This is a genomic window from Mycobacterium fragae (assembly GCF_002102185.1).
Lineage (GTDB): Bacteria > Actinomycetota > Actinomycetes > Mycobacteriales > Mycobacteriaceae > Mycobacterium > Mycobacterium fragae.
This window is the reverse complement of record NZ_LQOW01000014.1, coordinates 210,550-234,360: the sequence shown is the minus strand read 5'-3', so window position 1 is coordinate 234,360 and position 23,811 is coordinate 210,550. Positions and strand designations below refer to the sequence as shown.

General features: G+C 61.9%; 20 protein-coding genes and 1 pseudogene. 15 read left to right on the top strand and 6 right to left on the bottom strand.

Going from position 1 to position 23,811, the window contains the following annotated elements; all coding sequences use genetic code 11:
- Positions 1-71 precede the first annotated feature (71 nt).
- Entirely contained in the window at positions 72-1,076 is a 1,005-nt protein-coding gene (locus AWC06_RS07595) for a helix-turn-helix transcriptional regulator (protein WP_085195969.1), read from the bottom strand.
- Positions 1,069-2,700, bottom strand: a complete 1,632-nt coding sequence (locus AWC06_RS07590; RefSeq protein WP_085195967.1) for a long-chain fatty acid--CoA ligase — start codon at positions 2,698-2,700, stop codon at positions 1,069-1,071. The genes AWC06_RS07595 and AWC06_RS07590 overlap by 8 nt, the downstream gene beginning before the upstream one ends.
- A 285-nt stretch (positions 2,701-2,985) precedes the next feature.
- Between AWC06_RS07590 and AWC06_RS07585 the strand changes: the two genes are divergently transcribed.
- The 3 genes from AWC06_RS07585 (at position 2,986) to AWC06_RS07575 (ending at position 6,334) form a co-directional block, all read left to right on the top strand.
- Positions 2,986-3,594, top strand: a complete 609-nt coding sequence (locus AWC06_RS07585; protein WP_227371158.1) for a TetR/AcrR family transcriptional regulator — start codon at positions 2,986-2,988, stop codon at positions 3,592-3,594.
- A gap of 314 nt (positions 3,595-3,908) precedes the next feature.
- Entirely contained in the window at positions 3,909-5,537 is a 1,629-nt protein-coding gene (locus tag AWC06_RS07580) for an acyl-CoA dehydrogenase family protein (RefSeq protein WP_085195963.1), read from the top strand.
- Between the two features lie 65 nt (positions 5,538-5,602).
- Positions 5,603-6,334 carry a PaaX family transcriptional regulator C-terminal domain-containing protein gene (locus AWC06_RS07575; RefSeq protein WP_085195961.1) on the top strand — a complete coding sequence of 244 codons (732 nt, stop codon included), beginning with the start codon at positions 5,603-5,605 and terminating at the stop codon, positions 6,332-6,334.
- Positions 6,335-6,852: 518 nt separating this feature from the next.
- On the opposite strand, the pseudogene AWC06_RS07570 reads toward AWC06_RS07575, so the two are convergent.
- Both AWC06_RS07570 and AWC06_RS07565 read right to left on the bottom strand, forming a co-directional pair.
- Positions 6,853-7,608 (bottom strand): annotated as a pseudogene (locus AWC06_RS07570) (alpha/beta hydrolase); the annotation flags it as partial.
- Positions 7,609-7,744: 136 nt separating this feature from the next.
- A complete protein-coding gene (locus AWC06_RS07565) occupies positions 7,745-9,286 on the bottom strand; it encodes a GMC family oxidoreductase (RefSeq protein ID WP_169715317.1) in 1,542 nt (513 codons plus the stop codon).
- Positions 9,287-9,603: 317 nt separating this feature from the next.
- On the opposite strand from AWC06_RS07565, the gene AWC06_RS07560 reads away from it, so the two are divergent.
- The 3 genes from AWC06_RS07560 to AWC06_RS07550 are packed head-to-tail and all read left to right on the top strand — an operon-like array spanning position 9,604 to position 12,678.
- Positions 9,604-10,437 (top strand): class I SAM-dependent methyltransferase, encoded by an 834-nt coding sequence (locus tag AWC06_RS07560; protein ID WP_139819958.1) that lies wholly within the window; start codon positions 9,604-9,606, stop codon positions 10,435-10,437.
- Entirely contained in the window at positions 10,412-11,638 is a 1,227-nt protein-coding gene (locus AWC06_RS07555; protein WP_085195950.1) for an AraC family transcriptional regulator, read from the top strand. Before AWC06_RS07560 ends, AWC06_RS07555 begins: the two co-directional genes overlap by 26 nt.
- A gap of 23 nt (positions 11,639-11,661) precedes the next feature.
- Positions 11,662-12,678 carry an AraC family transcriptional regulator gene (locus tag AWC06_RS07550; RefSeq protein ID WP_169715315.1) on the top strand — a complete coding sequence of 339 codons (1,017 nt, stop codon included), beginning with the start codon at positions 11,662-11,664 and terminating at the stop codon, positions 12,676-12,678.
- A gap of 14 nt (positions 12,679-12,692) precedes the next feature.
- Here the strand turns inward: AWC06_RS07550 and AWC06_RS07545 are convergent, their stop codons facing one another.
- Entirely contained in the window at positions 12,693-13,199 is a 507-nt protein-coding gene (locus tag AWC06_RS07545; protein WP_169715314.1) for a PaaI family thioesterase, read from the bottom strand.
- Entirely contained in the window at positions 13,168-14,271 is a 1,104-nt protein-coding gene (locus AWC06_RS07540) for an LLM class flavin-dependent oxidoreductase (protein WP_085195946.1), read from the bottom strand. The genes AWC06_RS07545 and AWC06_RS07540 overlap by 32 nt, the downstream gene beginning before the upstream one ends.
- Before the next feature lie 262 nt (positions 14,272-14,533).
- Here AWC06_RS07540 and AWC06_RS07535 point away from each other — a divergent pair, with 262 nt between their 5' ends.
- The 9 genes from AWC06_RS07535 (at position 14,534) to hpf (ending at position 23,752) form a co-directional block, all read left to right on the top strand.
- Positions 14,534-15,367, top strand: coding sequence for a methyltransferase domain-containing protein (locus AWC06_RS07535; protein ID WP_085195944.1), 834 nt, complete (start codon positions 14,534-14,536; stop codon positions 15,365-15,367).
- Between the two features lie 88 nt (positions 15,368-15,455).
- A complete protein-coding gene (locus tag AWC06_RS07530) occupies positions 15,456-16,226 on the top strand; it encodes a Crp/Fnr family transcriptional regulator (RefSeq protein ID WP_085195942.1) in 771 nt (256 codons plus the stop codon).
- Positions 16,227-16,236: 10 nt separating this feature from the next.
- On the top strand, positions 16,237-17,241 hold the full coding sequence (locus tag AWC06_RS07525; protein ID WP_264033146.1) for an NAD(P)H-dependent flavin oxidoreductase: 1,005 nt from the start codon (positions 16,237-16,239) through the stop codon (positions 17,239-17,241).
- Positions 17,242-17,271: 30 nt separating this feature from the next.
- Positions 17,272-17,991: an SDR family NAD(P)-dependent oxidoreductase gene (locus AWC06_RS07520; RefSeq protein WP_085195938.1), complete on the top strand. Its 720-nt coding sequence runs from the start codon at positions 17,272-17,274 to the stop codon at positions 17,989-17,991.
- Between the two features lie 86 nt (positions 17,992-18,077).
- Positions 18,078-19,637, top strand: a complete 1,560-nt coding sequence (locus AWC06_RS07515) for a GMC family oxidoreductase (RefSeq protein WP_425320174.1) — start codon at positions 18,078-18,080, stop codon at positions 19,635-19,637.
- The gene (locus AWC06_RS07510) at positions 19,637-21,235 is read left to right on the top strand and encodes an FAD-binding protein (RefSeq protein WP_085195934.1); all 1,599 of its coding nucleotides are present in this window, start codon (positions 19,637-19,639) and stop codon (positions 21,233-21,235) included. Before AWC06_RS07515 ends, AWC06_RS07510 begins: the two co-directional genes overlap by 1 nt.
- A 248-nt stretch (positions 21,236-21,483) precedes the next feature.
- Positions 21,484-22,164: a hemerythrin domain-containing protein gene (locus tag AWC06_RS07505; protein ID WP_085195932.1), complete on the top strand. Its 681-nt coding sequence runs from the start codon at positions 21,484-21,486 to the stop codon at positions 22,162-22,164.
- Positions 22,165-22,206: 42 nt separating this feature from the next.
- Positions 22,207-22,836: a ComF family protein gene (locus AWC06_RS07500; RefSeq protein ID WP_085195930.1), complete on the top strand. Its 630-nt coding sequence runs from the start codon at positions 22,207-22,209 to the stop codon at positions 22,834-22,836.
- A 268-nt stretch (positions 22,837-23,104) separates the two neighbouring features.
- A complete protein-coding gene (gene hpf, locus AWC06_RS07495; RefSeq protein ID WP_085195928.1) occupies positions 23,105-23,752 on the top strand; it encodes a ribosome hibernation-promoting factor, HPF/YfiA family in 648 nt (215 codons plus the stop codon).
- Positions 23,753-23,811: the final 59 nt, after the last annotated feature.

Sequence of the window (23,811 nt, the reverse complement as noted above, 5' to 3'; positions counted from 1 at the left end):
AGGGGGATAATCGCAGACTGCCTATCCGATTAGCGCAGTGTTTCGGACAAAGCGCGAGACGGAGGTGGGTCTCACGGAGCCCGAAATGCAGTACGCAAGGTCACCGAAGGCGCCTCGCCGTAGCGCTTGGCATGCGCTCTGGCGAAGCGGCCGAGGTTGGTGAACCCCCAGCGGTAGGCAACCGACGCCACTGTGACCGTCGACGGGTTGGACTCCAGCAGTGTCTGGTGCGCTCGCCGTAGCCGGACCTCGCGCAGATATGCCGTTGGCGATGTCTCCAGATGGCGCTGGAAACCTTGCTGTAGTGAACGGACGCTGGCATGACTACGGGCGGCGATCGAAGACAGCGTCAAGGGCAGATGCGCTTCGTCTTCGATAATCTCAATTGCGGTACGAACTGTGCGTGACGCAATGAACTCTCCGCCTCCAGTGAGCGCGTCACGGTGGGGGTGGTTAGTGGCGAGTAAAAGGCCGCGAACCAGGCTGTCGACGAACGGTAATCCGACAAGTGGTTGGTTGAGCAGGTTGTCGGGCCGAAAAAGCTGCTTTGTGAACAGCACCAGCATGTTGACCCAGCTTTGGGTCACCGCAGAGGTGATTGGCATGACAGGTGCGAAGTCGATTTGAGACGTCACCTGGCGACCGACTGCATCGCGCAGAGCATCGTCGACAACACCACGGTCGAATCTGAGGGCTATCATTCGGGTGCCCGCCGCCCAGTGCGAAGCGGCATGACCCTCCGGCGCTAACACAGCGGCTGTGCCGGGGCCGGCCGTCACCGTTACATCTCGATGTACAGACACCGCGTGGCCCGACTGCGGCACAAGCACTCGATAGGAGTTGCACAGCTGGCCGCGTTCGATCGAAATCTCCGAACCGACGATGAGCTCGGCGATAGCAACCGGGCCCATGCGACCCACCCGCTGGGTAAGTGAAAACGAATCCGGATCACTCAACAGCTTGAGGTTCGGTTGACCGCAGCAGATCACGGCGAATTCGTCGAACGTTTTCGCTTTCGCCCATGCAATCCTATCCGCACCATCCGCGGGCGGTCGGACCGCAACTTCGTCAGTCATGGCAGATGATGACGTCGTACAGGCGACGCTCGTACTGCGAGCGAACGGCTTTCTTGTCGAACTTGCCGACGCTAGTCCGCGGCACCCCGTCGACGAACGTCCACCGCTCGGGTAGCTGCCAGCGAGGCACCCGCTGGCTGAGGAAGTCGCGCAGTTCGGCTGGGGTGACATCGACATCGTTGTCCAGCACGACAGCCGCGAGTGGCCGCTCCTGCCAGCGTGGGTCGGGCACAGCTACCACGCATGCCTCAACGACCGCTCGGTGAGCCATGATGTGGTTCTCCAACTCGACCGACGAGATCCACTCGCCACCTGACTTGATCACGTCTTTGGCCCGGTCGGTCAACGTAATGAAACCCCGCGAGTCGATGCTGCCCACGTCACCGGTACGTAGCCATCCGTCATCAGAGCATGGTGAGCGCTGGTCGCCGAAGTACGATGCAGTGACCCAGTTTCCGCGAACCTCGAGCTCGCCCACGGATTTGCCATCGTGAGGTAATGTACGACCATCGTCGCCAACAATTCGGGCTTCGACGCCACAGACCGGCCTGCCCGCGGTATTACGCAGTTGCCAGTGTTCGTTGTCGGCGATGTTGGCCGGCGGCCATGCCATGGCGGCCAGTGGCGACGTCTCGGTCATTCCCCATGCCTGCCGGATCGGCACCCCGTAGTCCTCTTGAAATTCTCTCATCAAGCTATGCGGCACGGCGGAGCCGCCACAGGGGATCAGGCGCAGCGATGACACGTCGTGGTCGGCGTGATCGTCCAGGTAGCACTTGACATCGTTGATGATGGTTGGCACGGCGGCGGCGATCGTCACTTTGTGCTGCTCGATCATGTCGACCAATCGATTTGGCTGCAGGTATCGGTCTGTCATGACGAGGCTGGCTCCAGCCATCATGGCTGCGTAGGGCAGGCCCCAGGCGTTGGCGTGGAACATCGGCACGATCGGCAAAATTTGGTCGCCGGCGTTGATTGCCATGGCGTTTGGAGTGCACACCGCCAACGTGTGCAAAAATGTCGAGCGATGACTGTATACGATTCCCTTCGGGTCACCGGTCGTTCCGCTGGTGTAACACATTGCAGCGGCAGATGTTTCGCTCAAGTCGGGCCAGTTGAAAGCGGTAGGCTGTCCGGCTAAGAGGTCGTCGTAGCGAACGATGTTCTTGCTGGACGGGGTCAGAGTGTCCACATCGCCGTCGCCGACCACCACCACCGTATGCACGGTGTCGAGCTTGGGCAGCACCTGGCCGAGCAGGGGGAGCAGCGACTGGTTGACGAGCACCACCTGGTCCTCGGCCTGGGTGGCAATGTACGAAATCTGCTCGCTGGCCAGCCGAATGTTGAGAGTGTGCAACACAGCTCCCATACACGGCACCGCGAAAAACGCTTCGAGGTGTTCCTGGTTGTTCCACATGAATGTCGCCACCCGTTGGTCGCCGCTGATGCCAAGGCTGCGCAATCCGTGCGCCAATTGGGCGGTGCGGCGGCCGATCTCGTCGAACCTGGCCATGCGATAACCGTCGGCGGTGGCCGTAGTCACCGTCTGGTCTGCGCAAACCGTGGTGCCGTGTCGAAGGATCTCCGTCACCAGTAGAGGAGATTCCCACATCGTGCTTTCCATGACGTACTGCTTCTTCCTTGGTGGCTACTCCGGGTGCATGCATCGATGAACACGCCGGTGGGATTTGTCGGCATGTGGATTGACTTTCGTCCGCTGCAGGATGCGCCAAGCTCGACTGACAATGCCTGGGCGATCCCGCACGCTAGCGTAAGTTAGATACGAACGTTAGGCAATAGAAAAAGTAAGTCACTTACCCATCTGGTGTAAGCTGCTACCGTGCAAGCTTCAGGGCACCGCCCCACGACGGGCAGTTTAGTTTCGACTGCAGTGCGCTTCGCTGGGCAGATGAAGGGATCCATGGGAGTCGACATGTCGCTGCGCGAGCGCAAGAAAGCGCTGACCCGCCGCGCGATCCTGGAAGCGGCCCACCTCCTGTTCGCCGAACGGGGGTTCGACGACGTGACCGTCGCCGAGATAGCCGATGCGGCCAACGTGTCGGTAAAGACGCTCTTCGTCTACTTTCGGTCCAAGGAAGAACTCGTCTTTTCCGACTATGACCTCCTCGACCGGTTGGTGGCGGCGTTGGCGTCCAGGTCTGCACAGACATCGCCGGCGATGGCGGTAGCCGACTGTTTAATCGAGCAGCTCCGCAAGCAACCCGAAGCCGTCGCGGGCATGTTCGGCTCGCAGCAATCCTATGGCGACTCGACCGGCCTGCAGGCCGCATTACTGAGGCGATGGTCGATCTTCGAGGATCGCATCACCGAAGAACTCGCGCGTGAAGCTGGACGGCCCGCGACGGCGAACATGCGATTTCAGGCCATACAACTCGTCGGCTTGGTCCGTTGCGCCACATCTGCAGAGCTGCGAGCTGAGCTCGACCTGAGCGACTCTCGAAGCTCCAACAAGTTCGCCCGATGGATGCGCAATGCTGCCCGCAATATCGGGGACTGAATCAAACGCGACGCCGTTGGGCAGGTGGGGGAACCGCATGCACGCAACATCGGCAACGGGTGGCGCTCAAGTCAGGTCTGCGCCACCAACACGTATTACAGAAATAGAACAGTCATATCTATACTGTAATCAAGAATTCATAGACCAGCGTAACGCTGGGACGTGATCGATGGTCCTACTTGCTGTCCAGGCTCTCGGCCATCAGTGCATATCGCGGAGCGGATCAGGCAACGTGCAGAGGTGGAGACCCGAAGGATGAGGCGTTCGGGGTTACAGAGCTTGCACAGCCGTAGATAAAGTGTAATATCGATACCATGCCAGATACTCATGCTGTCAGCAACCAGGTCCCTCCGTTGGAGGAGCACAACCCGGCCTCATCCCCGGTTCTTGTGGAGGCGCTGATCCGCGAGGGGGGGCAGTGGGGTGTGGACGAGGTGACTGCGATCGGTGCGATTTCGGGCTCCAAGCAGGCGCAGCGCTGGGGTGAGCTGGCCGACCGCAATCGGCCGATCCTGCATACGCATGACCATTGCGGGCATCGGATCGATGAGGTCGAATACGACCCGGCCTATCACGAGTTGATGCGCACGGCCATCGAGCACGGCCTGCACGCAGCGCCGTGGGCGGATGAGCGGCCGGGTGCGCATGTGGTGCGCGCGGCGAAGACCAGTGTGTGGACTGCCGAGGCCGCCCACATGTGCGCGGTTTCGATGAGCTATGCCGTGGTGCCGGCGTTGCGCTTCAACCCTGAGTTGGCAAGGGTTTACGTGCCGCTGTTGACCAGCCGCGTGTATGACCCTGAATTGAAGGTGCCCACGGCGAAGGTGGGTATTACTGCGGGCATGTCGATGACCGAAAAGCAGGGCGGCTCTGATGTGCGTGCGGGTAGCACTCAGGCGATCCCCAGCGGTGATGGCAGTTATCGGTTGACTGGTCATAAGTGGTTCACTTCGGCGCCGATGTGTGACATCTTCCTCGTGCTGGCGCAGGCGCCGGGCGGGTTGTCGTGTTTCTTTTTGCCTCGGGTGCTGCCTGATGGGACCCGTAATCGGATGTTGTTGCAGCGGCTCAAGGACAAGCTGGGCAATCATGCCAATGCTTCCAGTGAGGTGGAGTATGACGGCGCCATCGGGTGGCTGGTGGGTGAGGAGGGCCGCGGTGTTCGCACGATCATCGAGATGGTCAATCTGACTCGGCTGGACTGCACGCTGGGTAGCGCGACCAGTATGCGCACGGGGTTGACGTTCGCGGTGCATCATGCGCAGCACCGCAAGGTGTTCGGCGCGTATCTGATCGATCAGCCGTTGATGCGTAATGTATTGGCGGATTTGGCCGTTGAGGCCGAGGCGGCCACCATGGTGGCGATGCGGATGGCCGGCGCCACCGACAACTCGGTGCGTGGTGACGGGAGCGAGACGTTGTTGCGCCGCATCGGGCTGGCTGCGGCCAAGTACTGGGTGTGCAAGCGCTCCACCCCACACGCTGCCGAGGCGCTGGAATGCCTGGGCGGCAACGGTTATGTGGAGGACTCGGGGATGCCGCGGCTGTATCGCGAGGCGCCATTGATGGGCATCTGGGAGGGCTCGGGTAATGTCAGCGCACTGGATACCTTGCGCGCCATGGCAACTCGTCCGGAATGTGTCGAGGTGCTGTTTGACGAGCTAGCCAAGAGCACAGGCCAGGATCCGCGGCTGGACGCCCAGGTCGAGCGGCTGCGTCAGCAGCTAAGCGATGTCGAGACCCTCGAGTATCGGGCGCGCAAGGTGGCCGAAGACATCTGCCTGGCGCTGCAGGGCTCACTTCTGGTGCGGCACGGACATCCGGCGGTGGCCGAAGCGTTCCTGGCGACCAGACTTGGCGGGCAGTGGGGCGGCGCGTTCGGAACCATGCCGTCCGGGCTGGATCTCGCGCCCATCCTCGAACGAGCAATGATCAAGGGCTAAGCCGATACATGACCCACGCGATCGTGGCCCGCAACTGCCGTCACTCGTAATGAGAGGTATACGAGATGCCGAGTTCATTCGACAGGCTTACCGCTCGCTCTGTCATCCTGAGCCTGTTATTGGGACTTCATCCAGCATGCGCCACTTCTGCTGAATTGATATTCCTCACGTCAGACTATGGGATCACGGAGGCCGCGTTGCGTGTAGCGCTTACGCGGATGGTCGCCAGCGGGGATTTGGTTCGATCGCCTGACGGCTATCGTCTGTCGGATCGGTTGCTCGCTCGCCGACGGAAACAGGACGATGCCCTGCGGCCGCCTACTCGTGTGTGGCGTGGAGCCTGGGTAACGGTCGTGATAACTAGCATCGGAATTGATCCCCGGACGCGGGCTGATATGCGAACGGAGTTGTATGACAATCGGTTAGCTGAACTACGCGAGGGCGTGTGGATAAGGCCTGACAATCTCAAGCTGGAACTGCCCACAGAACTAGAAGAGCGCGTGAGGATCCTATACACCTACGACAATGCGCCTTCTGAGCTCGCCGGCATGTTGTGGGATCTTCCGGGTTGGGCACAGACCGGCCGCGGATTGCTTGACGAAATGGAGAACGCTGCCGAGGCGCTTGAGCAATTCGTTGCCGCTGCCGCGATTATGCGGCACCTAATGACAGACCCGGTGTTACCGGACAACCTACTACCGGCACGCTGGCCCGGCGACGAGCTGCGCACGGCATACGCTGAGTTCGCCGCCGGAGTCAACGACCGCCGCTACCAATCCGACGTTATGGCGACATAGCGAAACCCAATTGACTAGGCATTTTGCGAAACACTCTGGACAACTAATGACACTGACGATCCTCGGGGTATGCGCGGCTCGGCTAGGTGAATGCGTGCGACGGCTAGTTGCTGTGCGGTCGCCGTCCTAGTCTGATTTGCGTGACCAACGCTATGCGCGTGTCGTCGAGAGATGGGTGAACTCACCAACTCTCACCGCGATCTTCCCGATACCGGAGATTTGAAATGTCAAGTCAAGCCCAGTCATTGGATGCCACGGTACTCACACCGATCTTATTCCTGGCGATCTACGTGTATATCCGTGTGACTATCCGGTGGATTGTCAGCCTTTGTAGCCGCTACGCCAACCGAGCCGCCTGCCACGCAAAGGTCTGCCGTAACGGCGGCCCGGATCGAACGATCGTGGACGATGTGTCCACTCCCGCTTGACGCAGCCGGGGCAGAAACGCTCGGGCGATGACGATCGGCCCATGGAGCAGTCGGTCAGCGCACTCCGGGCAAGGGCAGCCGGTCGCATGTTCACGGCGCGGGGGGCGGCGCATCGGCCGCGCCTTTTCTGTCCCGGCGGATCTGGGTGCGTAGCGCGCCGATCATTTCCTTTGTCGCCGTGGCACTGTCGCCCCCGATTGGGAAGAACGTGGTGAATCCGTGGACTAGGGAACCAAATTCGCGATGGTCCACGATGACGCCCGCAGCCTGCATCGCTTCCACGTACTGATTACCCTCGTCGCGCAGCGGGTCGAACCCGGCGGTTAGCACCAGCGCTGGAGGCAATCCTGACAGGTCACGAGCCAGCAGCGGCGAAACCCGCGGGTCGGACAGCCCGACATCTGTGCCCTCGAGGTACGTGTGGCGGAACCAGGCTATATCTCGATTGGTGAGCAAGAACCCGTCGCCGAACAATGCCTTAGAGCGAGTCGTGTTGAGGTAGTCGGTTGCCGGGTAGATCAACAGTTGAAGAGCCGGCATTGGCACACCCTCGTCGCGTGCAGACTGCGATACCACGGCGGCCAGCGTTCCACCCGCGCTGTCGCCCCCTACCGAAACCTGTTTGGGGTCCGCGCCGAGCTCGGCAGCGTTTTCGATAGCCCACCGGTATGCCGCAAACGCGTCAACGACGGCGGCGGGAAACTTATTTTCTGGAGCCAGCCGATAGCCGATCGATAACACGGGCAGTCCGGCATCCCGACAGATCAGCCGGCATTGATCGTCGTGGGTGTCGATGCTACCGAGTGCGAAACCACCACCGTGGTAGAAGACCAGGAGCGCGCGCGCAGCGTCATGCCAGTCGCCGCGTTGACGATCGCGTCCATGCGACGCCTCTTACCGTTCATCTGTAGTAACCTCCGTGAGTTCAGAACAAGTTTCGGCTTCACCACACCGCGGCGGTATGGCGAAAACGGTGCGTGCGTCAGCCTGCTTCGCGCAACAGGCGGTGGCGCAGACTATCGGAGTTGATGAGCTCGGCTGCGCGTTCAGCGATCGCAAGTGTTGCCGCATTTGGCGGCGCCGCCACTAAGGAAGGCATGACCGACGCGTCGGCGACACACAGGTTGTCGATTCCTCGGACACGCAGTTGTGGGTCTACTACGGCGTGGTCGTCGGTGCCGATGCGACAAGTGCCAGCCAGATGGAGGTAGCTTGCCGTGGTACGCCGTAGGAATGCACCGCTATCGTCGTCGCTGCGTAGTTTCTCTCCTGGCAGGAGTTCAGTTCCCCGCCAAGGCTTCAGGGCTCTAGCGTGCGCGATTTCGCGCGCCATCTGCAGACCGATGGCCATGCGGCCGACGTCATCCGGCTCAGTGAGGTATGCCGGATCGATCAAAGGTGCGTCGAACGGCTCGGAGCTACGTAGCCGGAGCGAACCCCGGCTGCGGGGGCGTACCAATGCGAACAATATCGAGAACCCCGGGGCAGCGCCGCGCCAGCGCGGTTCGATGGCGGCTGGAGCGAACGTGAAGAATAAGTCGGGATCAGCATGTTGATCGCTCCGACTGATTAGGGATGGCAGGCGCGACGGGGTTGCATCCACAATCTGCCTCGTGTCGTATGAGACCCACGTAATCGGATGGTCGTGCAAGTTCTCGCCGACACCAGGAAGGTCGGCGAGAACCTCGATGTCGTGATCGCGCAGCCGTGCTGCGGGACCGATCCCAGACAACATGAGTATCTTGGGCGATCCAATTACCCCTGCGCACAGAATTATTCCGCGTTCGGCATGAACGACGCGCGTGTGGCCGTCTTTGTAGTATTGGGCGCCGCGACACTGCGAACCGTCGATCACGAGCCGGAGTACGCATGCGGCGGTTACCACGCTGAGGTTAGGCCGCGACATCACCGGACGCAGGTATGCATCAGCCGCGCTCTGCCGTTTGTTGTTGACGACGTTCTGTTCCAGCCATGACACTCCCTCCGCTACCGATCCATTGCCGTCCTCTATTTCTGGGTGTCCGGTTTCGACCGCGGCTTGATATAGCGCGTGTGCAAGGGGACTCGCTGCAGGTGGTTCTTCTATCACCATCGGGCCGGCTGTGCCCCGGACGTTGGGATCTCGACCGTCGGTGCGCTCGCTTCGCTTAAGATGCGGCAGCATCGTCTCGTAATTCCAGCCCCTGGCACCCTGCGCTTCCCAGGCGTCGTAGCTTGATGCGTGTCCCCTGACATGGAGCATGCCGTTGATGCTGCTGGATCCCCCTAAGACCTTTCCTCGCGGACAACCCAGAATCGCACCGTCGAGGGCAATCTGGGGAGTGGTGGTGAATCCCCAATCCACGGAGGAGCCCAACAGCTGTATCGCGTCGAGATTGTTTGCGCTAGACATGGCTGCCGGACCGCTGCCGGCGCCAGCTTCTATCAGGGCCACCCGCAAACCGGCGTGCTCAGACAGCCGCGATGCAACGACACATCCAGCGGATCCGGCTCCAATGATTACATAGTCGAAGCTGTCGTCCATGATTAAAATTCCGAAAGCAATTGGCTCATGCGTGATGAACGTAGGCGGACGGGCTGTAACACGAACAGCCATGTCGCGCATGATCTTGGACGCACTACGCAATAGGACGTCGCTGCTGCGGAGCTCCACCGTCCGCGTAAAGGAAGGAAACTGTCCTGCGTCGGCCGGCCACGACCGCGCGCGCCGCGGCTAGTCGTGTTGTGGTAGCTGGACCCTATCGTCGTGGTTGATGGGCGCTGCGTAGTTCTTCGTATTCACACCCACCCGTCACCAACACGCCAACAGACTGGTGAAGACCGACTGAGAGGGTGCTGGTGGTGCTTGACGCGGGTACTCGGACAAAACTTGCTGCTAACCAGCGCAACTGGGATGCGCGGGCGCCAATCCACGCACGCAGCAAGTTCTATGGGATCGGTAACCGTGACCCGCTGAGCTGGTTCGCGCCCTTCGAGTGGCGTGACCTCGGCCCGCTCGAAGGGCGCGAGGTTGTGCACCTTCAATGCCACTTGGGTACGGAGACAATGGCGATTGCGCTCAAGGGCGCGCACGCCATCGGCCTAGATTTCTCCGGTGTGTCCGTCCAGGAGGCGCGGCGGGCCGCGAGCCGAGCAGCCCTGGCAATCGAATACGTGCAGGCCGACGTATATGAAGCGGTCGAAGCGTTAGGGGCGGAACGTTTCGACATCGTCTACACCGGCAAGGGTGCGCTATGTTATCTGCCCGATTTGATGGCTTGGGCGCAAACGGTAGCGCGTCTACTCAAACCTGGCGGCTTTCTGTACCTCGTGGAATTTCATCCACTGTTCAACGCGCTCGGTCCCACTCAAACGCCCGGCTACGCTGACGACCTGGTGATCCGGCACGACTATCTCGAGGGCCGTGGTCCCATCGAACGCGACAGCAGCCATAGCTACACCGACGGACCGGCGCTCGCCGGCGATACCCTCCATTACGAGTGGGCACACGGCTTGGGCGACGTCATTACCGCCATAGCGCAAACCGGATTCATCATCGAAAGTTTGACCGAGACGTGCCTTCTTCCCTGGCCGCGTTGGCCGCGGATGGTTCAAACCGACGACGGGTGGTGGGCCATGCCGGAAAGCGAACCCCGATTCCCGGTCCTCTATGGACTTAAGGCCTATAAAACCTAGCGCAGCAGCGAGCCGCGGAGGCGTTGCGCAACCGGTGTGGCCAGTTTGCGCATACCTCTGGCCACAGCGCGCACACTTCCGCTCTCGACGTACCGCAGCAACGTCAGCGACGCTAGCGTCGCGTGCGCAGGTATGGAGAGGGGATCTGCGAACGGTGAGTGAAGGCGACCGAGTCACGGAAAGACCGAGAGCGGACGCTTCGGAGTCGTACATATGGACGCCGGCGAAGGAGTTCGACGACTTTGCCCGGGTTTGCTGCGGCCGGCCCCACCTCCGCCTGTTAGCTGATCCAGATTCGTTTTCGCTGACCCAGCGGGTGGGTCGGATGGGCCCGGTCGCGTTATCCGAAATCGCCGTGGGATCGGACATGCCCATGGACGGCAACCAGCCGTGCGACAGCTATCGCGTGGTCTTGGTGCAGGCCGGCCGCACGGAGGCTGAACACAGGGGCTGCTCTCTGGTCGGCGGGCCCGGCAGCGCGGCAGTGTACGCGCCCGAGGGTCTCGGTTCAGGGCAGTGGGACGCGGGAAGCAAAATGATCTGTTTGAAGATCGACCGAGTCGCCGTCGATAAGGCGCTCAGCGATGCGCTGGGTCGGCAGGTGATGTCGCAGGTTGACTTCACGCCGGTCCTTCCGACCCATGCGGCGCCGACGAGAAGCTGGATCAACATGCTGGTGTCGTTCAAGGAGCATTTATTCCGGCCCGACAGCGTGCTGGCTCAGCCCCTGGTCGGCATGCCCTTCGTCGACGGCTTGGTGCGCGGGTTTTTGTTCGCCGCCGAGCATCCTCATCTCGATGCCCTAACGGGAGGCCCGCGGCCCCTTGCGCCGCGCGCGATTCGCACCGCCGTCGAAATCATGGAAACAGAGGCACACTTGCCGTTGACGCTGTCCTCTATCGCCGCCCGCTGTTACATAAGTGTCCGAACGCTCCAGCAAGGTTTCCGGCGTCATCTGGACACGACGCCGATGGCGTACCTGCGCGAGGTCCGGCTGCGCCGAGCGCACGAGGACCTGCTAAAATTCGATCCATCGGTGGTTACCGTAGCGTCGATTGCCTACCAATGGGGCTTCAGCAACCTCGGCAGGTTCGCCGCCGCGCACGCGGAGCGGTATCGCGAGACACCCACAGAGACATTGCGCCGCAGGGCATTCCAGCGCAGCACAACCGAACTTGTGATCCACACGAGGACCGCATAGCCCTGCTGGAAGAGAGGATCTCCATGGCGGATCGGGTTGGAGACACCCAGGTGACCGCTGACCCCAGCGCATGGGTTTCAGTGCGGTCGCTGGACGACTTCGCCGAGCTGAAGCTGCGGCAGAGTCACCAGGAGTCATCGCCTTACTGGTGGCCAGACATTGGACCGCTTGGGGACACCAGCTCGTTTTCATTCACGCACCGTATGCGTCGCTCTGGCCCGATCACGGTGCTAGACATCGATTTCCATGATGACGTATGGGTGAACGGCGGTGAGATTCGTCCCCACTATCACGTCACCTTGCCGGTCGCGACTTCCTCGGCGGCGACGGGTGCTGATATCTCTGTCACTGCGCAGTCTGGCTCGGTCGGGGTGTATCGGCCCGAGGGCAAGGCGGGTATGTCTGGTTACGTCGGTCGCCTGCTGGCCGTGATGATCGATCGTCACGCCGTCGAAGATGCTCTCGCGGATACGCTCGGGCGCTCGATAACTTCCCAAATCGACTTCCAACCCATCATGTCGGCTACCACTCAAACCGTGCGTAGCTGGATCACCATGGTGTCGGTATTCACCGAGCAGCTGTTTCGGCCTCATAGTGTCTTGCAGCAGCCAATGGTCGGGACGCCGTTTGCTGAGAGCGTTGTCCGCGGGTTCTTGCTCGCCACGGACCATCCTTACCGCGCGACCTTGGAGGGTGAGCCGACCGAGCCTACGCCGCGCGCCATCCGCGCCGCAGTCGACGTCATCGAGGCCGAGGCGGACCAGCCTTTGACGGTCGCGGCGTTGGCCGCGCGCAGTTGCCTCAGCATCCGTTCGTTACAGCAAGGGTTCCGGCGTCACCTAGGCACATCGCCTACCGCATATCTGCGGGAGGTCAGGCTGCGCCGAGCACACCAAGACTTGCTCGACTCGGACCCATCGACTGTCACCGTGGCTGCGGTTGCCTACCGCTGGGGCTTCACCAACCTGGGCAGATTCGCTGCCGCACACACGGCCCGCTACCGAGAGCCGCCGATGAAGACGCTGCGCCGCACTGCATAGTCGATGAGCCCGCCTCACAAGTATCGGGTGATATCTCTCAAATTTGCGGCGACGGACGCTGAAGCGATGGCCCGCCCTTGTTCGTCCGCGAGCTCTGCCCGAAGCAGTGCCGAGGTGCGGGTTAGCGACAGCATGCGAGTGGTGGCAATAAACGAACTCCCGGTCCCTGCGCGCAGGTAGTTCACGGTCATCGTCAGGGTGGGGAGCCCCTTGCCCGTCACCAAGGTGCCGCAATGCGTCGCCGTTTGATCGAGCATCTCGGCGACCGATCCACCGCTGAGAGCCATGAAGGCCGTGAAGCGTTCAGGTCCGGGAGAAAAGGAAACCTTCAGGAACTTGTCTAACCGTGACCCTGTCTCGAAGCGCGCGTTGAGCGCCGAGAGTTGGGGCGGCAGCGCGGTGTTCATCGCAGCGATCCACTCTGCTTCGGAAAGCGCCGCTCCAGATACACCAAACAGACGCCGATAGGCGTCGTGCCTCGACGTGAGGTTATTTTGCAACGACAGTCCTTTGTTGATCATCCGATTCCCGAATGTGGTCGTGCTGCGCGGAGTCGGGTAGCTCATATTTTGCTTGGGTTGGGCTCCATCCCAGCTTCGGTCCCAGTTTTTCGGCCATATCGGTGATGATTTGGACGTGATCTTCTTCATCGAAGCCATGTGGCAATGCAAAGGCCACCTCGTCGACGCGCTGAAAGCCTTGGTGAGCGTGCAGGATATCGACGAGTTCCTCGCACGTGCCGACGTAGTCGGGAGAGGCGATCATGCTGCGCGGTCCCTGGGGTCGCAAGGTGCGGTCGATGCGGCTCTGGGCGTACGCCCGGTACCGGACGACCTGTTCGGACGATGCGGAGTCGGTAGGAATCACCACCAATCCCTGTGATACTCGCGCGGTTTGGGGTCTGGGATGGTGTGCTCGAAACGCGTCGATGTGCTCGGCTTGGATACTGGCGAAGTCAAGCGATTGGGCTCCTTCGCCGCTAACGAGATTGGCGGTGAGATAGTTGAGACAGTGGCTGCCCGCCCACACCGCGGACTGCAGGCCGCCGCCGTACCAAATCCGGTCGACCAGACCGGGTGAGTGCGGCTGGACTTGGCGGAAAAATCTGTCCTGGCCCAATCTCCCCTCGAAATCGCTGACCGCGTCGCCGCGCAGGCATGCCAGCAGTCGAGCGACCCGTGCCTTCGAGAAGTCCTCTACCTCGTGGGTTTCAGGATACAGCGCAGTCTTAAAGTGTTCGTACAGCAGCGGAATGCCGACCGACACACCCGGGTTGAGTCGGCCACCGGAAAGGACGTCTACCGTTGCCAGATCTTCGGCCAGCCGCAACGGATTCTCTAGACCGAGCGGGATCACTGCGGTGCCCAACTCGATTCGACGGGTGCGCTGGCTGGCGGCAGCCAGCAGGGCCACCGGTGAAGAGATGCCCGGTTGTAAATGCCGCTGGCGTACCCAAACACTATCGAAGCCGAGCGCCTCAGCGCGCTCGATCATTCTCAGTGTCTCTTCATGGCCTGGTCGCGGATTGTTTTGGTCGAATCGGCCTATGGTGAGGAAACCCATTCTGCGCAAGGGTATCCCGTGCTCAGGCATGGCTTCGACACTATTGCTTTGGCTGCAGACCGACTAGCCGAAGTGCGCACTGCTCCGGCCGTACTGCGCACGGTGCGGAAATTTTCCGATGGCTGCGGAAGCCTTGGAGGGAACGGACACTGACGTGGCTACGTGCCGCAAGGGCGGAGACCGTCACCGGCCTGCGCAATCTGGCCAGAGCGTTGCGTGCGGCGGCTAGGGATCGCTCCCTGGGCTCAATAGCGTTCGTGGCGAACTAACCGATGTAGCGAATTTGCGAGCCATGAGCATTGATCACACGTCCTTAGATGGCAGCGCGTATGTGCTGGGACATGTCGACGCCGAGATCGACCGTTTGCTGTTGCAGGGCCGTCTGCATAACGACTTCACCGAGCACGCACTGCGCCTGGCGGGTCTGCGCCCCGGAATGCGGGTGCTGGATGTGGGCTGCGGACCTGGTGACGTGTCGCTTATCGCCGCGCGCTTGGTGGGACCGGAGGGTGCAGTATTCGGCGTGGATGCGGCGCCCGACGTCATTGGGCTCGCTCGCAGACGCGCCGCGGAGCAAGGGCTGGGAAACGTGCGCTTCGAGGCAACCACGATCGCTGACGTCTGCTTGGACGAGCCTGTCGATGCCGTGATCGGACGGTTGATCCTCATGCACCTCCCCGATCCGGTTGCGGCGCTGGCTCATCTCGCAGCCATGGTGCGTCCGGGTGGCGTCATTGCATTTTGCGAGTCCGACATAAACGGGGTATACGGCGTCGCCGAAATGCCGCTGTTTCGAGTGATGAAAGAGACTGTTGCGAAAGCCTTTCAGGCCGCTGGCTTTGATCCAGCGTTCGGAGCCAAACTACCCAAAGTGTTTCGAAGCGCCGGCCTGGGAGTCCCGCGGCTGACGCTCGGCGCACCGCTGGGCGGGGCCGACGACACCGACATCATCGCCTATGTCGCCGAGACATGGCGCTCGCTGTTCCCTCTCGCTGAACGGCTGGGTCTAATTCCGGATGAGCTGGCCGATTTGGACACGCTTACGCAACGTTTGCAGGACGAAGCCGCCGCGGCGCAAGCCATCGTCGTAATGCCGCCGCTGATCTGCGCCTGGACCCAGGTGTAGATGAACGGAGAATCTCTCACGCAATGTGGCCAGCAGACTGCGCCCAGCGGCTAGTCGGCTTGCTGTGGCCTCCCATAGCGTTAACGACATGACGACTCAAGCGGTTTCGCGAACAAATGAAAAGCCGTTACGGCCCCAAGGCCTGGCGCACAGCGATGTGCAGGCGGCGCTCGTCGCATCCGGACTTTTCAGCAGGACTAGCACCGACGCCGTGGCGTCCCTGTCTCAGCAGCTGGAATCCGAGCAGTTCAGCGCCGGCTGCGTCGTGGGCGCTCCGGGAGACTTCGGTGGTCGTTTCTACATAATCATTTCAGGCAAAGTCAAGGTCTCCTACCGGCGCCCTGACGGTTGCGAAATCGTCCTGAAGATCCTCGGGCGCGGGGAGATATTCGGTGCAATAACCCTTTTCGACCCCGATTCACAAGAAACGAGCGTAACCACTCTCACCGAGGTTAGGGCCGTAGCGATTGAACGCGACCAACTTGTGCGCTGGATGGCAGAACGCCCAGAGGTCAGCGATCAGGTGCTGCGCCTGTTCGCGCGTTGGGCGAATGCGGCGACGAACAGGTTTATCGATTTCGCGTTCGCCGACGCTCAAGAGCGCATTGCGAGCCGACTGCTGTTTTTGAGGCGACGATTTGGTCGGAGGGAGGGTGACGTGGTGAGGGTGGTGCATGACCTGACATTGAACGACTTCTCTCTTCTTACCGGTGTTCCTCCGAAGACAATCGTTGCGACCTTACGCGATTTCCAGGATCGCGGCTGGATTCGCTTGGAGGACAACAGTGTCCTGATCGTGGATGGGCAAGCACTTGCGTTAGTAGGCCCGACCACTATCCCGGAGGTGTCTTGTGCTTGACCGAATTGGCATAGCGGATTTGAGTATTCGGGTTCTGGGCGCGCCGATGGCAGGGGGACCCTCGACGCCTGAGTTGGCTGCCGCAGTAACCAACGCGGGCGGTCTTGGCTTTCTCGCGGCCGGCCTATTGTCGGCCGACGACCTGGCCGATGCCATCGGCGCGGCGCGGAGGCTGACGCCGGGGCCGCTCGGGGTGAATCTGTTTGTGCCCCAGCAGCCAGTTGCCACACGCGAACAGCTCGCTACATACGCGGCAGCACTGGCCCCGGAGGCCGAACGTTACGGTGTTGCGCTGGATGAGCCGAGCGGAGTTGACGACGAGTGGGAGGCGAAACTCGGTGTGGTGTGCGATCTTCGTCCCGAGGTCGTGTCCTTCACGTTCGGTTCTCCCAGCGAAGAGGTATGCCGCCGGCTCCGAGCTGTCGGCATTTTGAACCTCGCCACGGTGACAACAGTTCGAGAAGCTGTTATCGCGTTAGGCGGCGGGGTGGATGCTCTGGTGGCCCAGGGCCCAGAGGCTGGAGGGCATCGGGCGACATATGACGCGCAGGCCGTGCCGCCCGATGATCCGGTCGACGATTTGGTCGGCGCCCTCGTGGCCTGCTTCGACTGCCCGGTCGTCGCGGCAGGGGGACTGGCCACTCCGGCTGACGTGAGCCGGATGCGCGACGTGGGGGCTGCTGCAGTGCAGCTCGGCACGGCGTTCTTGCTCACGGACGAAGCCGGGACAAATCCCGTGCATCGGTCGGCGTTATGTGACCCGCAGTTCACCCACACGGTGCTGACGCGTGCGTTCACCGGACGCTACGCACGAGCGTTGCGCAACCGATTCATCGACAGACGCGAGGCCGACGCAATATTCGGTTTTCCCCAGGTCGCCATGATGACAGGTCCCGTCCAGGCGGCCGCGGTCAAGTTGGGCGATCCGCACAGGGTCGCATTGTGGGCCGGCACCGCGTTCCATCACGCGAAGGCGGGTCCGGCGGCCGACGTGGTGCGCGAGCTTGCGGGCTAAACCAACTATAGAGAGGCATACAACAACGCAATGGAATTCGACGGTGAGAAAGTCGCCATCATAACCGGCGCATCGCGGGGGATCGGTGCCGGTTTGGTCGAGGCGTACCGCAAGCACGGCTATCGGGTAATCGCCAACTCGCGCACCATTACTGACTCGAGCCATCCAGAGGTAGTCACCGTCGCGGGCGATATCGCCGATCCCAGCACGTCCGAGCGCCTCGTTATTGAAGCGGTAGCGCGGTTTGGCCGCATCGACACATTGATCAACAACGCCGGCATCTTCGTCCCCAAGCCGTTCATCTTCTACACCACCGAAGACTATGCGCGGGTCACATCGGCAAACCTGCTCGGATTCTTTCATATCACACAGCGCGTCATCGCCGAGATGTTGGCGCAAGACGACGGCGGTCACGTCGTCAACATCACCACAACCCTGGTGGAACAAGCTCTTACTGCTGTCCCGTCGGCCTTGACCGCACTCACCAAGGGTGGCCTTGCCGCCGTCACCAAATCGCTAGCCATCGAATACGCCCGCCATGGGATCCGGGTCAACGCAATATCTCCCGGCGTCATCGATACACCCATGCACGATGGTGTCGACGCCGCCACCAGTTACGCGGGACTGCATCCCCAAAACCGGATAGGCGCCGTCGCCGACGTCGTACATGGCGCCCTCTACCTCGAAACGGCACCTTTCGTCACCGGTGAGGTCCTCCACATCGATGGCGGTCAGAGCGCCGGCCACTAGAAAGCGAATGGATAACTATGCCCTCTGATTTCGATACCACCGTCGACAACGAGCACGCCCGCCGAGTCCGCGTAAACCAGGAGCGCCTGGCTGCTGACCTGAAACAGCACTACGACTTCATCGTCTGCGGCGCCGGATCGTCAGGCTCGGTGATCGCCCGTCGGCTGGCCGAAAACCCAGCCGTCAGTGTGTTGTTGTTGGAAGCGGGTGGTAGCGACGACATACCCAGCGTCACCGAGGCAAGCCTGTGGCACACAAACCTCGGCGGCGTCACGGATTGGGCGTTCCAGGCGGAGCCCAACCAGCACCTCAATGGCCGGGCGCTACCGCTGTCCATGGGCAAGGTTCTTGGTGGCGGCTCGAGCATCAACTTGATGGCCTGGGTACGCGGCCATAAATCGGACTGGGAATTCTTCGCAGCCGAATCGGGAAGCAATGCTTGGAGCTACGAGTCCGTTCTCGAGACCTACCGCCGCGCCGAGGACTGGCATGGCGCTCCAGATAGCGAATACCGGGGCAGCGGTGGACCTACCTACGTGCAACCGAGATGCAACCCGCATCCCGTGGCTCAGGCCGTGCTGGAAGCCGCCGAATGCCTGGGTATCGATTCCTTTGACCACCCGAACGGAAAGATGATGGAAGGCAAGGGCGGCGCGGCGATCATCGACATTCGGGCGCGCGATGGAAAGCGCCAATCGGTCTTCCGTTCGTACACTTATCCGTACATGGACCGGCCAAATCTGACCGTGCTGTCACATGCGTTGGTGCGCCGCGTGATCATTGAGCACAATCGGGCGACCGCAGTCGAGGTCTCATATCGCGGCGAAATCCGGCGATTTGTCGCCGGCGCGGAGGTCGTGCTCTCGATGGGAGCAATCCATACTCCCAAAACTCTCATGCTTTCCGGAGTTGGCGACCAGGGCAGGTTGCAAGCTCTGGGAGTGCCGGTGGTCCAGCATCTGCTCGGTGTCGGTCGTAACCTCCAAGACCACCTTGGTTTCTCGTGCATCTGGGAACTCCCCGCTGGTCCGGCCGATCAGCTGGGTGATGCGGTCATGTTTTGGTCTAGTCACGACGGATCGGACGAGCCCGACTTGTTCGCCTGCCAAGGGCCACTCCTGCTTACTACCCCGGAGAACAGTGCGCGATTCGAGCTCCCTGACGTTGGCTGGACGATGTTGGGGGCGCTCACGCATCCCAAGAGCCGCGGCGTCGTCGAGCTAACCAGTCCCGATCCCGATCAACCCGTCAGGGTGGTGCACAACGGTCTGTCGCACCCAGACGACTTACGTCTCGCGGTGAAATGTGTTGAAGACATGCGTGAAGTCGGCAATTCCGCGCTGCTGCGTCCACTTTTCAAGCGCGAGGTGATGCCTGGTGATCTGAAGGGTGAGGACCTTTTGGCGTATCTGCGGAATGCTGCAATTACCTACTGGCACATGGTGGGTACGGCCAAAATGGGACGCGATCCGCTCGCCGTCGTCGACAGCAGCCTAAAGGTCTACGGCGTCGAAAACCTACGTGTCGCTGACGGATCCATCATGCCTAGAATCACCAGCGGTAACACAATGGCGCCGTGTGTGGTCATTGGCGAGCGTGCTGCCGAGGAAATCAAGACCCAGCATCGCCTGGCGGCCTCGGCGTGATGAAGTTCGAAAACGGTGACTTCGATGTAGTGGTAGTAGGATTCGGTGCTGCCGGCGCATGTGCGGCAATTGCAGCCGCTGAGCATGGCGCGCGAGTGCTCGTCGTGGACCGATCACTGGGAGGCGGTGCCTCGGCGCTCTCGGGTGGAGTGGTGTATGCCGGCGGAGGTACTTCCTATCAGCACGCGGCGGGCTACGAAGACACACCGGACAACATGTACAGCTACCTCCGCCAAGAGGTCGCCGGTGCGGTCGACGACCAGACGTTGCGTAGGTTCTGCGACGAAAGTGTCCAGCGGCTTTCGTGGTTGGAGCGCCATGGCGCCAGATTTGCCGCGTCGCTGTGCGATTACAAGACGTCTTATCCGACCGACAGGCACTATCTGTATTTCTCTGGGAATGAACGCGCTTATCCCTACTGCCTGCACGCCACGCCGGCTCCGCGCGGACACCGTCAGGTCGCCAAAGGCATGGGTTCGGGTCGTACGATGTGGCGGGCACTGCGCCGCTCGGCCGCCCAGCTCGGCGTGGTGTTCCTCCCGTTGACCCGCGCCGAGCAGCTCGTCACAGAGGGATGCGGGATGGCAGGAGTACGGTGTCGCAGTGTCACCGACGAATCGTTACTGCGGCAATACTATTGCCGCACAGCACCATTGCAGTCCAAGCTTCTCAACTGGGCTCCTGAAGTCGCCAGTAAGTTTCCCACTGGTGAGGCACGGCTATGGCGGCGTTCCAAGGAGCTCAACGTACGCGCACCGAATGTCATTTTGGCCGCCGGTGGATTTGCCTTCAACAGTGACATGGTGCGCCGCTATGCACCTTCCTATGCCGGCATATCACCGCTGGGTACCGCGGCCGACGATGGCAGCGGCATCATCCTTGGCGCCAACGTTGGCGGGGCAACCGGGTATCTGAATCGAATTGCTGGGTGGCGGTTCCTGAGCCCGCCCGCGGCGATGCTTGAGGGCATCACCGTGGGGGTGAGCGGCGAGCGCATCGCCAACGAGGATCTCTACGGCGCCACCCACACCGACGTCATGGTCCGCGAATTCGGTGGGCGGGGATTCCTCATTCTCGATGCGGCCATGTGGAAGCGGGCGCGGGCTCAGTTCCTCAGCCAGACCTCGTCTGTGCAGCGGCTCCAAGTGGCTGCGGTGTTCACGATTGAGCGCCGCAAGGCCACCACCCTGCGTGAGCTCGCCGTCAAGCTGGGGATCTCAGCATCGGGTCTAGAGACGACTGTGGCGGCATATAACAGCGCCCTGGATGGGGGTCTCGAAGATCCCGCGCACAAAGCACCGTCAATGTGTCGTCCATTGACACGTGCCCCGTTCTACGGCCTAGACATCTCGATCCGGCCCTCCCGAGCCTACTTCGTCCCCGGGATCACTCTGGGAGGCTTGAGAGTTGACGGAGCCAGTGGAGAGGTATTGACCGACAATGGGTCTCCCATTCGGGGCCTTTACGCAGTCGGGCGGACAGCGGTCGGCGTCTGTTCGAACTCCTACATTAGTGGCCTTTCACTAGCTGACTGCGTGTTCTCTGGCAAACGAGCCGGAGAACACGCCGCGGCAGTCCAGCGAAGTGCCGCCCCGTGACCCCATTGCCCACAGTCGACGGTGTCGTGCGCCGGTTCATCGAGCTGGGCGACGGTACGCGGTTATCGCATGGGGTCAACGATCCAACCTGTGCTACTTCGTCGAGGTCGGTTGCGCAGTGATGCGTCTAGAGATCTCGATACTCAGATATGTCGTGTGGCTGTCGGTTATGCGCCAGCCTCGTCAACCAAGCGAAAGCAGGGCTGTGTGCGCAGTCCTAATGTTCACGAGAAGAGGTGCATGAAACGATGCCGACCGACGCATTCGAAATGGCCTTGGTGCACAGTATTTTCCGCAAGGAGCTGCAATCGGCTCCCCATCTGGTCCGCAGCGTGCGGCCCGGTCAGCGTGGCCGCGCGAATCGAGTGGCAGGCCATACCAAAAACGTGCTGGCGGCGCTGCACCACCACCACATGGCCGAAGACGAGCTGTTGTGGCCGAAGCTGCACGACCGGATGCCCCAATGTGCTGAAGACATCCAGCGCATGGAGACCGAACACGAGTTCATCGCCAAGGCAGTGGTCGGTGTCGAGTTGCGGCTGACCGAGTGGATTGCGGCGACTAACTCCACGAGGCATTTCGCGATTCAGTCGCGGGCCTCACAGATGCTGGTTTCTGAGATCAGGGCGCTGGGGGAGTTGGTTAGCGATCACCTCGCCGCGGAAGAAGAGCGGATCGTTCCGCTCATCAACGAGAACATGAGCGATGCCGAGTGGCGCGCGGTAACCGAACGGGGTGGCTCCTTCCTTACCGGCCGCAACGTGTGGTTCGGCCTCGCATTTGTCGGCATGGCCCTGGAGGCATGCACCATCGACGAGCGGCGGCGCTTCCTTGCCGGCATGGCGCCACCGCAGAGGTTGCTGGTGAGGCTTCTTGCGCGACGGGCTGCGACCAGTTATCGCGCTCGGCTTGGGAGCGCATGGGGCTAGCGGCCCTCCTCCTTGTCGCCCCTGCCCGCCACACTTGGCGTCGTGCTCGATCTGATGTTGCCGCGGGAGTGCGGAGGCTGCGGCGCGGCGTCGACTCGATGGTGCGAGGCCTGCGCCACCGAGTTATCGGTACCGCCCGATGCGCCGCGGGTGGTAAGCCCGCGCATCGATCCGCAAGTGCCGGTGTTCGCGCTGGGCCGCTACGCGGGTGCGCGCCGCCAAGCGATCGTCGGGATGAAGGACCGCGGCCGGGCAGACCTCATCGCTCCGTTGGCCGGGGCCCTGGCATGCGGCGTGCACCGACTACTCACCTGGGGTCTGCTCGACGTTCCGCTGACGATCGTTCCGGCGCCCACCCGCCGCTGGGCGGCGCGTCGGCGCGGCGGTGATCCGGTCACCCGGATGGCGACCGCGGCGGTGGAAAAGCACCCGGGCATCGCCGTCGTCCCGGCGTTGCGGATGAAGGCCGTGGCCCGCGACTCAGCCGGGCTGGGTACCGCCGAGCGAGAGCGCAACATCAGGGGCCGGGTGGTGCTGCGCAGGCCGGTCCAAGGTGACGTGCTGCTCGTCGACGACATCGTCACCACCGGCGCGACCGCCTGCGAGTCGGTACGCGTCCTGCAGGCCGCGGGTATCCGCGTGTCGGCAGTCTTGGCCGTTGCAGCGGCGTAAACAACTCGCAACAGGAAAATACTGGCACTACCGCCTGTAAACGGTCTACCGTCGGGACCAAGCACCCGTGAACGCCTCACGGCGGCGCTTCTCCATAGATCGAGGCGCCACGGACCCAATGACGGTAGGAGGTGAGTTCTCGACACCTTTGCACCGGCGGGCGGCCACGGCACCATGCGAACCCCGTCGGCGCGTGTACCTGACAGCCGGGCACGCCTGGCGCGTGCGACGCGAGAGAAACGAGTTGTCCAGAATGTCAAGGCAAACCGTGGATTCCGGCCAGCTTCTGGCGGACAGCGACGAGCAGGACGAACCGACGCCGCGTGCCGAGGTCGTCGTCAAAGGACGCAACGTCGAGATCCCCGACCACTACCGCATCTACGTTTCGCAGAAACTCGCCCGCTTGGAACGGTTCGACCGAACGATCTACCTGTTCGATGTCGAACTCAAACACGCCCCCAACCGACGCCAGCGCAAGTCGTGTCAACGTGTCGAGATCAGCGCCCGCGGCCGCGGGCCGGTAGTCCGCGGCGAGGCCTGCGCCAACAGCTTCTATGCCGCATTCGAGGCCGCGGCCGCCAAGCTGGAGGCCCGATTGCGCCGGGTCAAGGATCGCCGCAAAGTCCACTACGGCGACAAGACACCCGTTTCACTGGCCACGGCCACCGCGACGGCGCCGTCGCCTGCACCGGTCACAAACGCAGAGCCCGCACCTGAAGCCGACGTCGACCACGAGCCGGGTCGAATCGTGCGCACCAAGGAACACCCAGCGACCCCGATGACCGTCGACGACGCGCTCTCACAGATGGAACTCGTCGGCCACGACTTCTTTCTTTTCCACGACAAGGAGACCGACAAGGCCAGCGTGGTCTATCGCCGGCACGGCTACGACTATGGCCTGATCCGGCTGGCCTGACGATGGGCGGCTCTCGCCGACCCGTCACCTAGGATGGGGAGCGCCAAAGACTCCTACCC

Bases quoted from the DNA above. Each gene is read 5' to 3' on its own strand.
- AWC06_RS07530 (WP_085195942.1), top strand. From the start codon at position 15,456: ATGACGACTCAAGCGGTTTCGCGAACAAATGAAAAGCCGTTACGGCCC.
- AWC06_RS07545 (WP_169715314.1), bottom strand. From the start codon at position 13,199: ATGATCAACAAAGGACTGTCGTTGCAAAATAACCTCACGTCGAGGCAC.
- AWC06_RS07540 (WP_085195946.1), bottom strand. From the start codon at position 14,271: ATGCCTGAGCACGGGATACCCTTGCGCAGAATGGGTTTCCTCACCATA.
- AWC06_RS07550 (WP_169715315.1), top strand. From the start codon at position 11,662: ATGGCGGATCGGGTTGGAGACACCCAGGTGACCGCTGACCCCAGCGCA.
- AWC06_RS07565 (WP_169715317.1), bottom strand. From the start codon at position 9,286: ATGGACGACAGCTTCGACTATGTAATCATTGGAGCCGGATCCGCTGGA.
- AWC06_RS07510 (WP_085195934.1), top strand. From the start codon at position 19,637: ATGAAGTTCGAAAACGGTGACTTCGATGTAGTGGTAGTAGGATTCGGT.
- AWC06_RS07520 (WP_085195938.1), top strand. From the start codon at position 17,272: ATGGAATTCGACGGTGAGAAAGTCGCCATCATAACCGGCGCATCGCGG.
- AWC06_RS07505 (WP_085195932.1), top strand. From the start codon at position 21,484: ATGCCGACCGACGCATTCGAAATGGCCTTGGTGCACAGTATTTTCCGC.
- AWC06_RS07585 (WP_227371158.1), top strand. From the start codon at position 2,986: ATGAAGGGATCCATGGGAGTCGACATGTCGCTGCGCGAGCGCAAGAAA.
- AWC06_RS07575 (WP_085195961.1), top strand. From the start codon at position 5,603: ATGCCGAGTTCATTCGACAGGCTTACCGCTCGCTCTGTCATCCTGAGC.
- AWC06_RS07580 (WP_085195963.1), top strand. From the start codon at position 3,909: ATGCCAGATACTCATGCTGTCAGCAACCAGGTCCCTCCGTTGGAGGAG.
- AWC06_RS07590 (WP_085195967.1), bottom strand. From the start codon at position 2,700: ATGGAAAGCACGATGTGGGAATCTCCTCTACTGGTGACGGAGATCCTT.
- AWC06_RS07535 (WP_085195944.1), top strand. From the start codon at position 14,534: ATGAGCATTGATCACACGTCCTTAGATGGCAGCGCGTATGTGCTGGGA.
- AWC06_RS07555 (WP_085195950.1), top strand. From the start codon at position 10,412: ATGGACTTAAGGCCTATAAAACCTAGCGCAGCAGCGAGCCGCGGAGGC.
- AWC06_RS07595 (WP_085195969.1), bottom strand. From the start codon at position 1,076: ATGACTGACGAAGTTGCGGTCCGACCGCCCGCGGATGGTGCGGATAGG.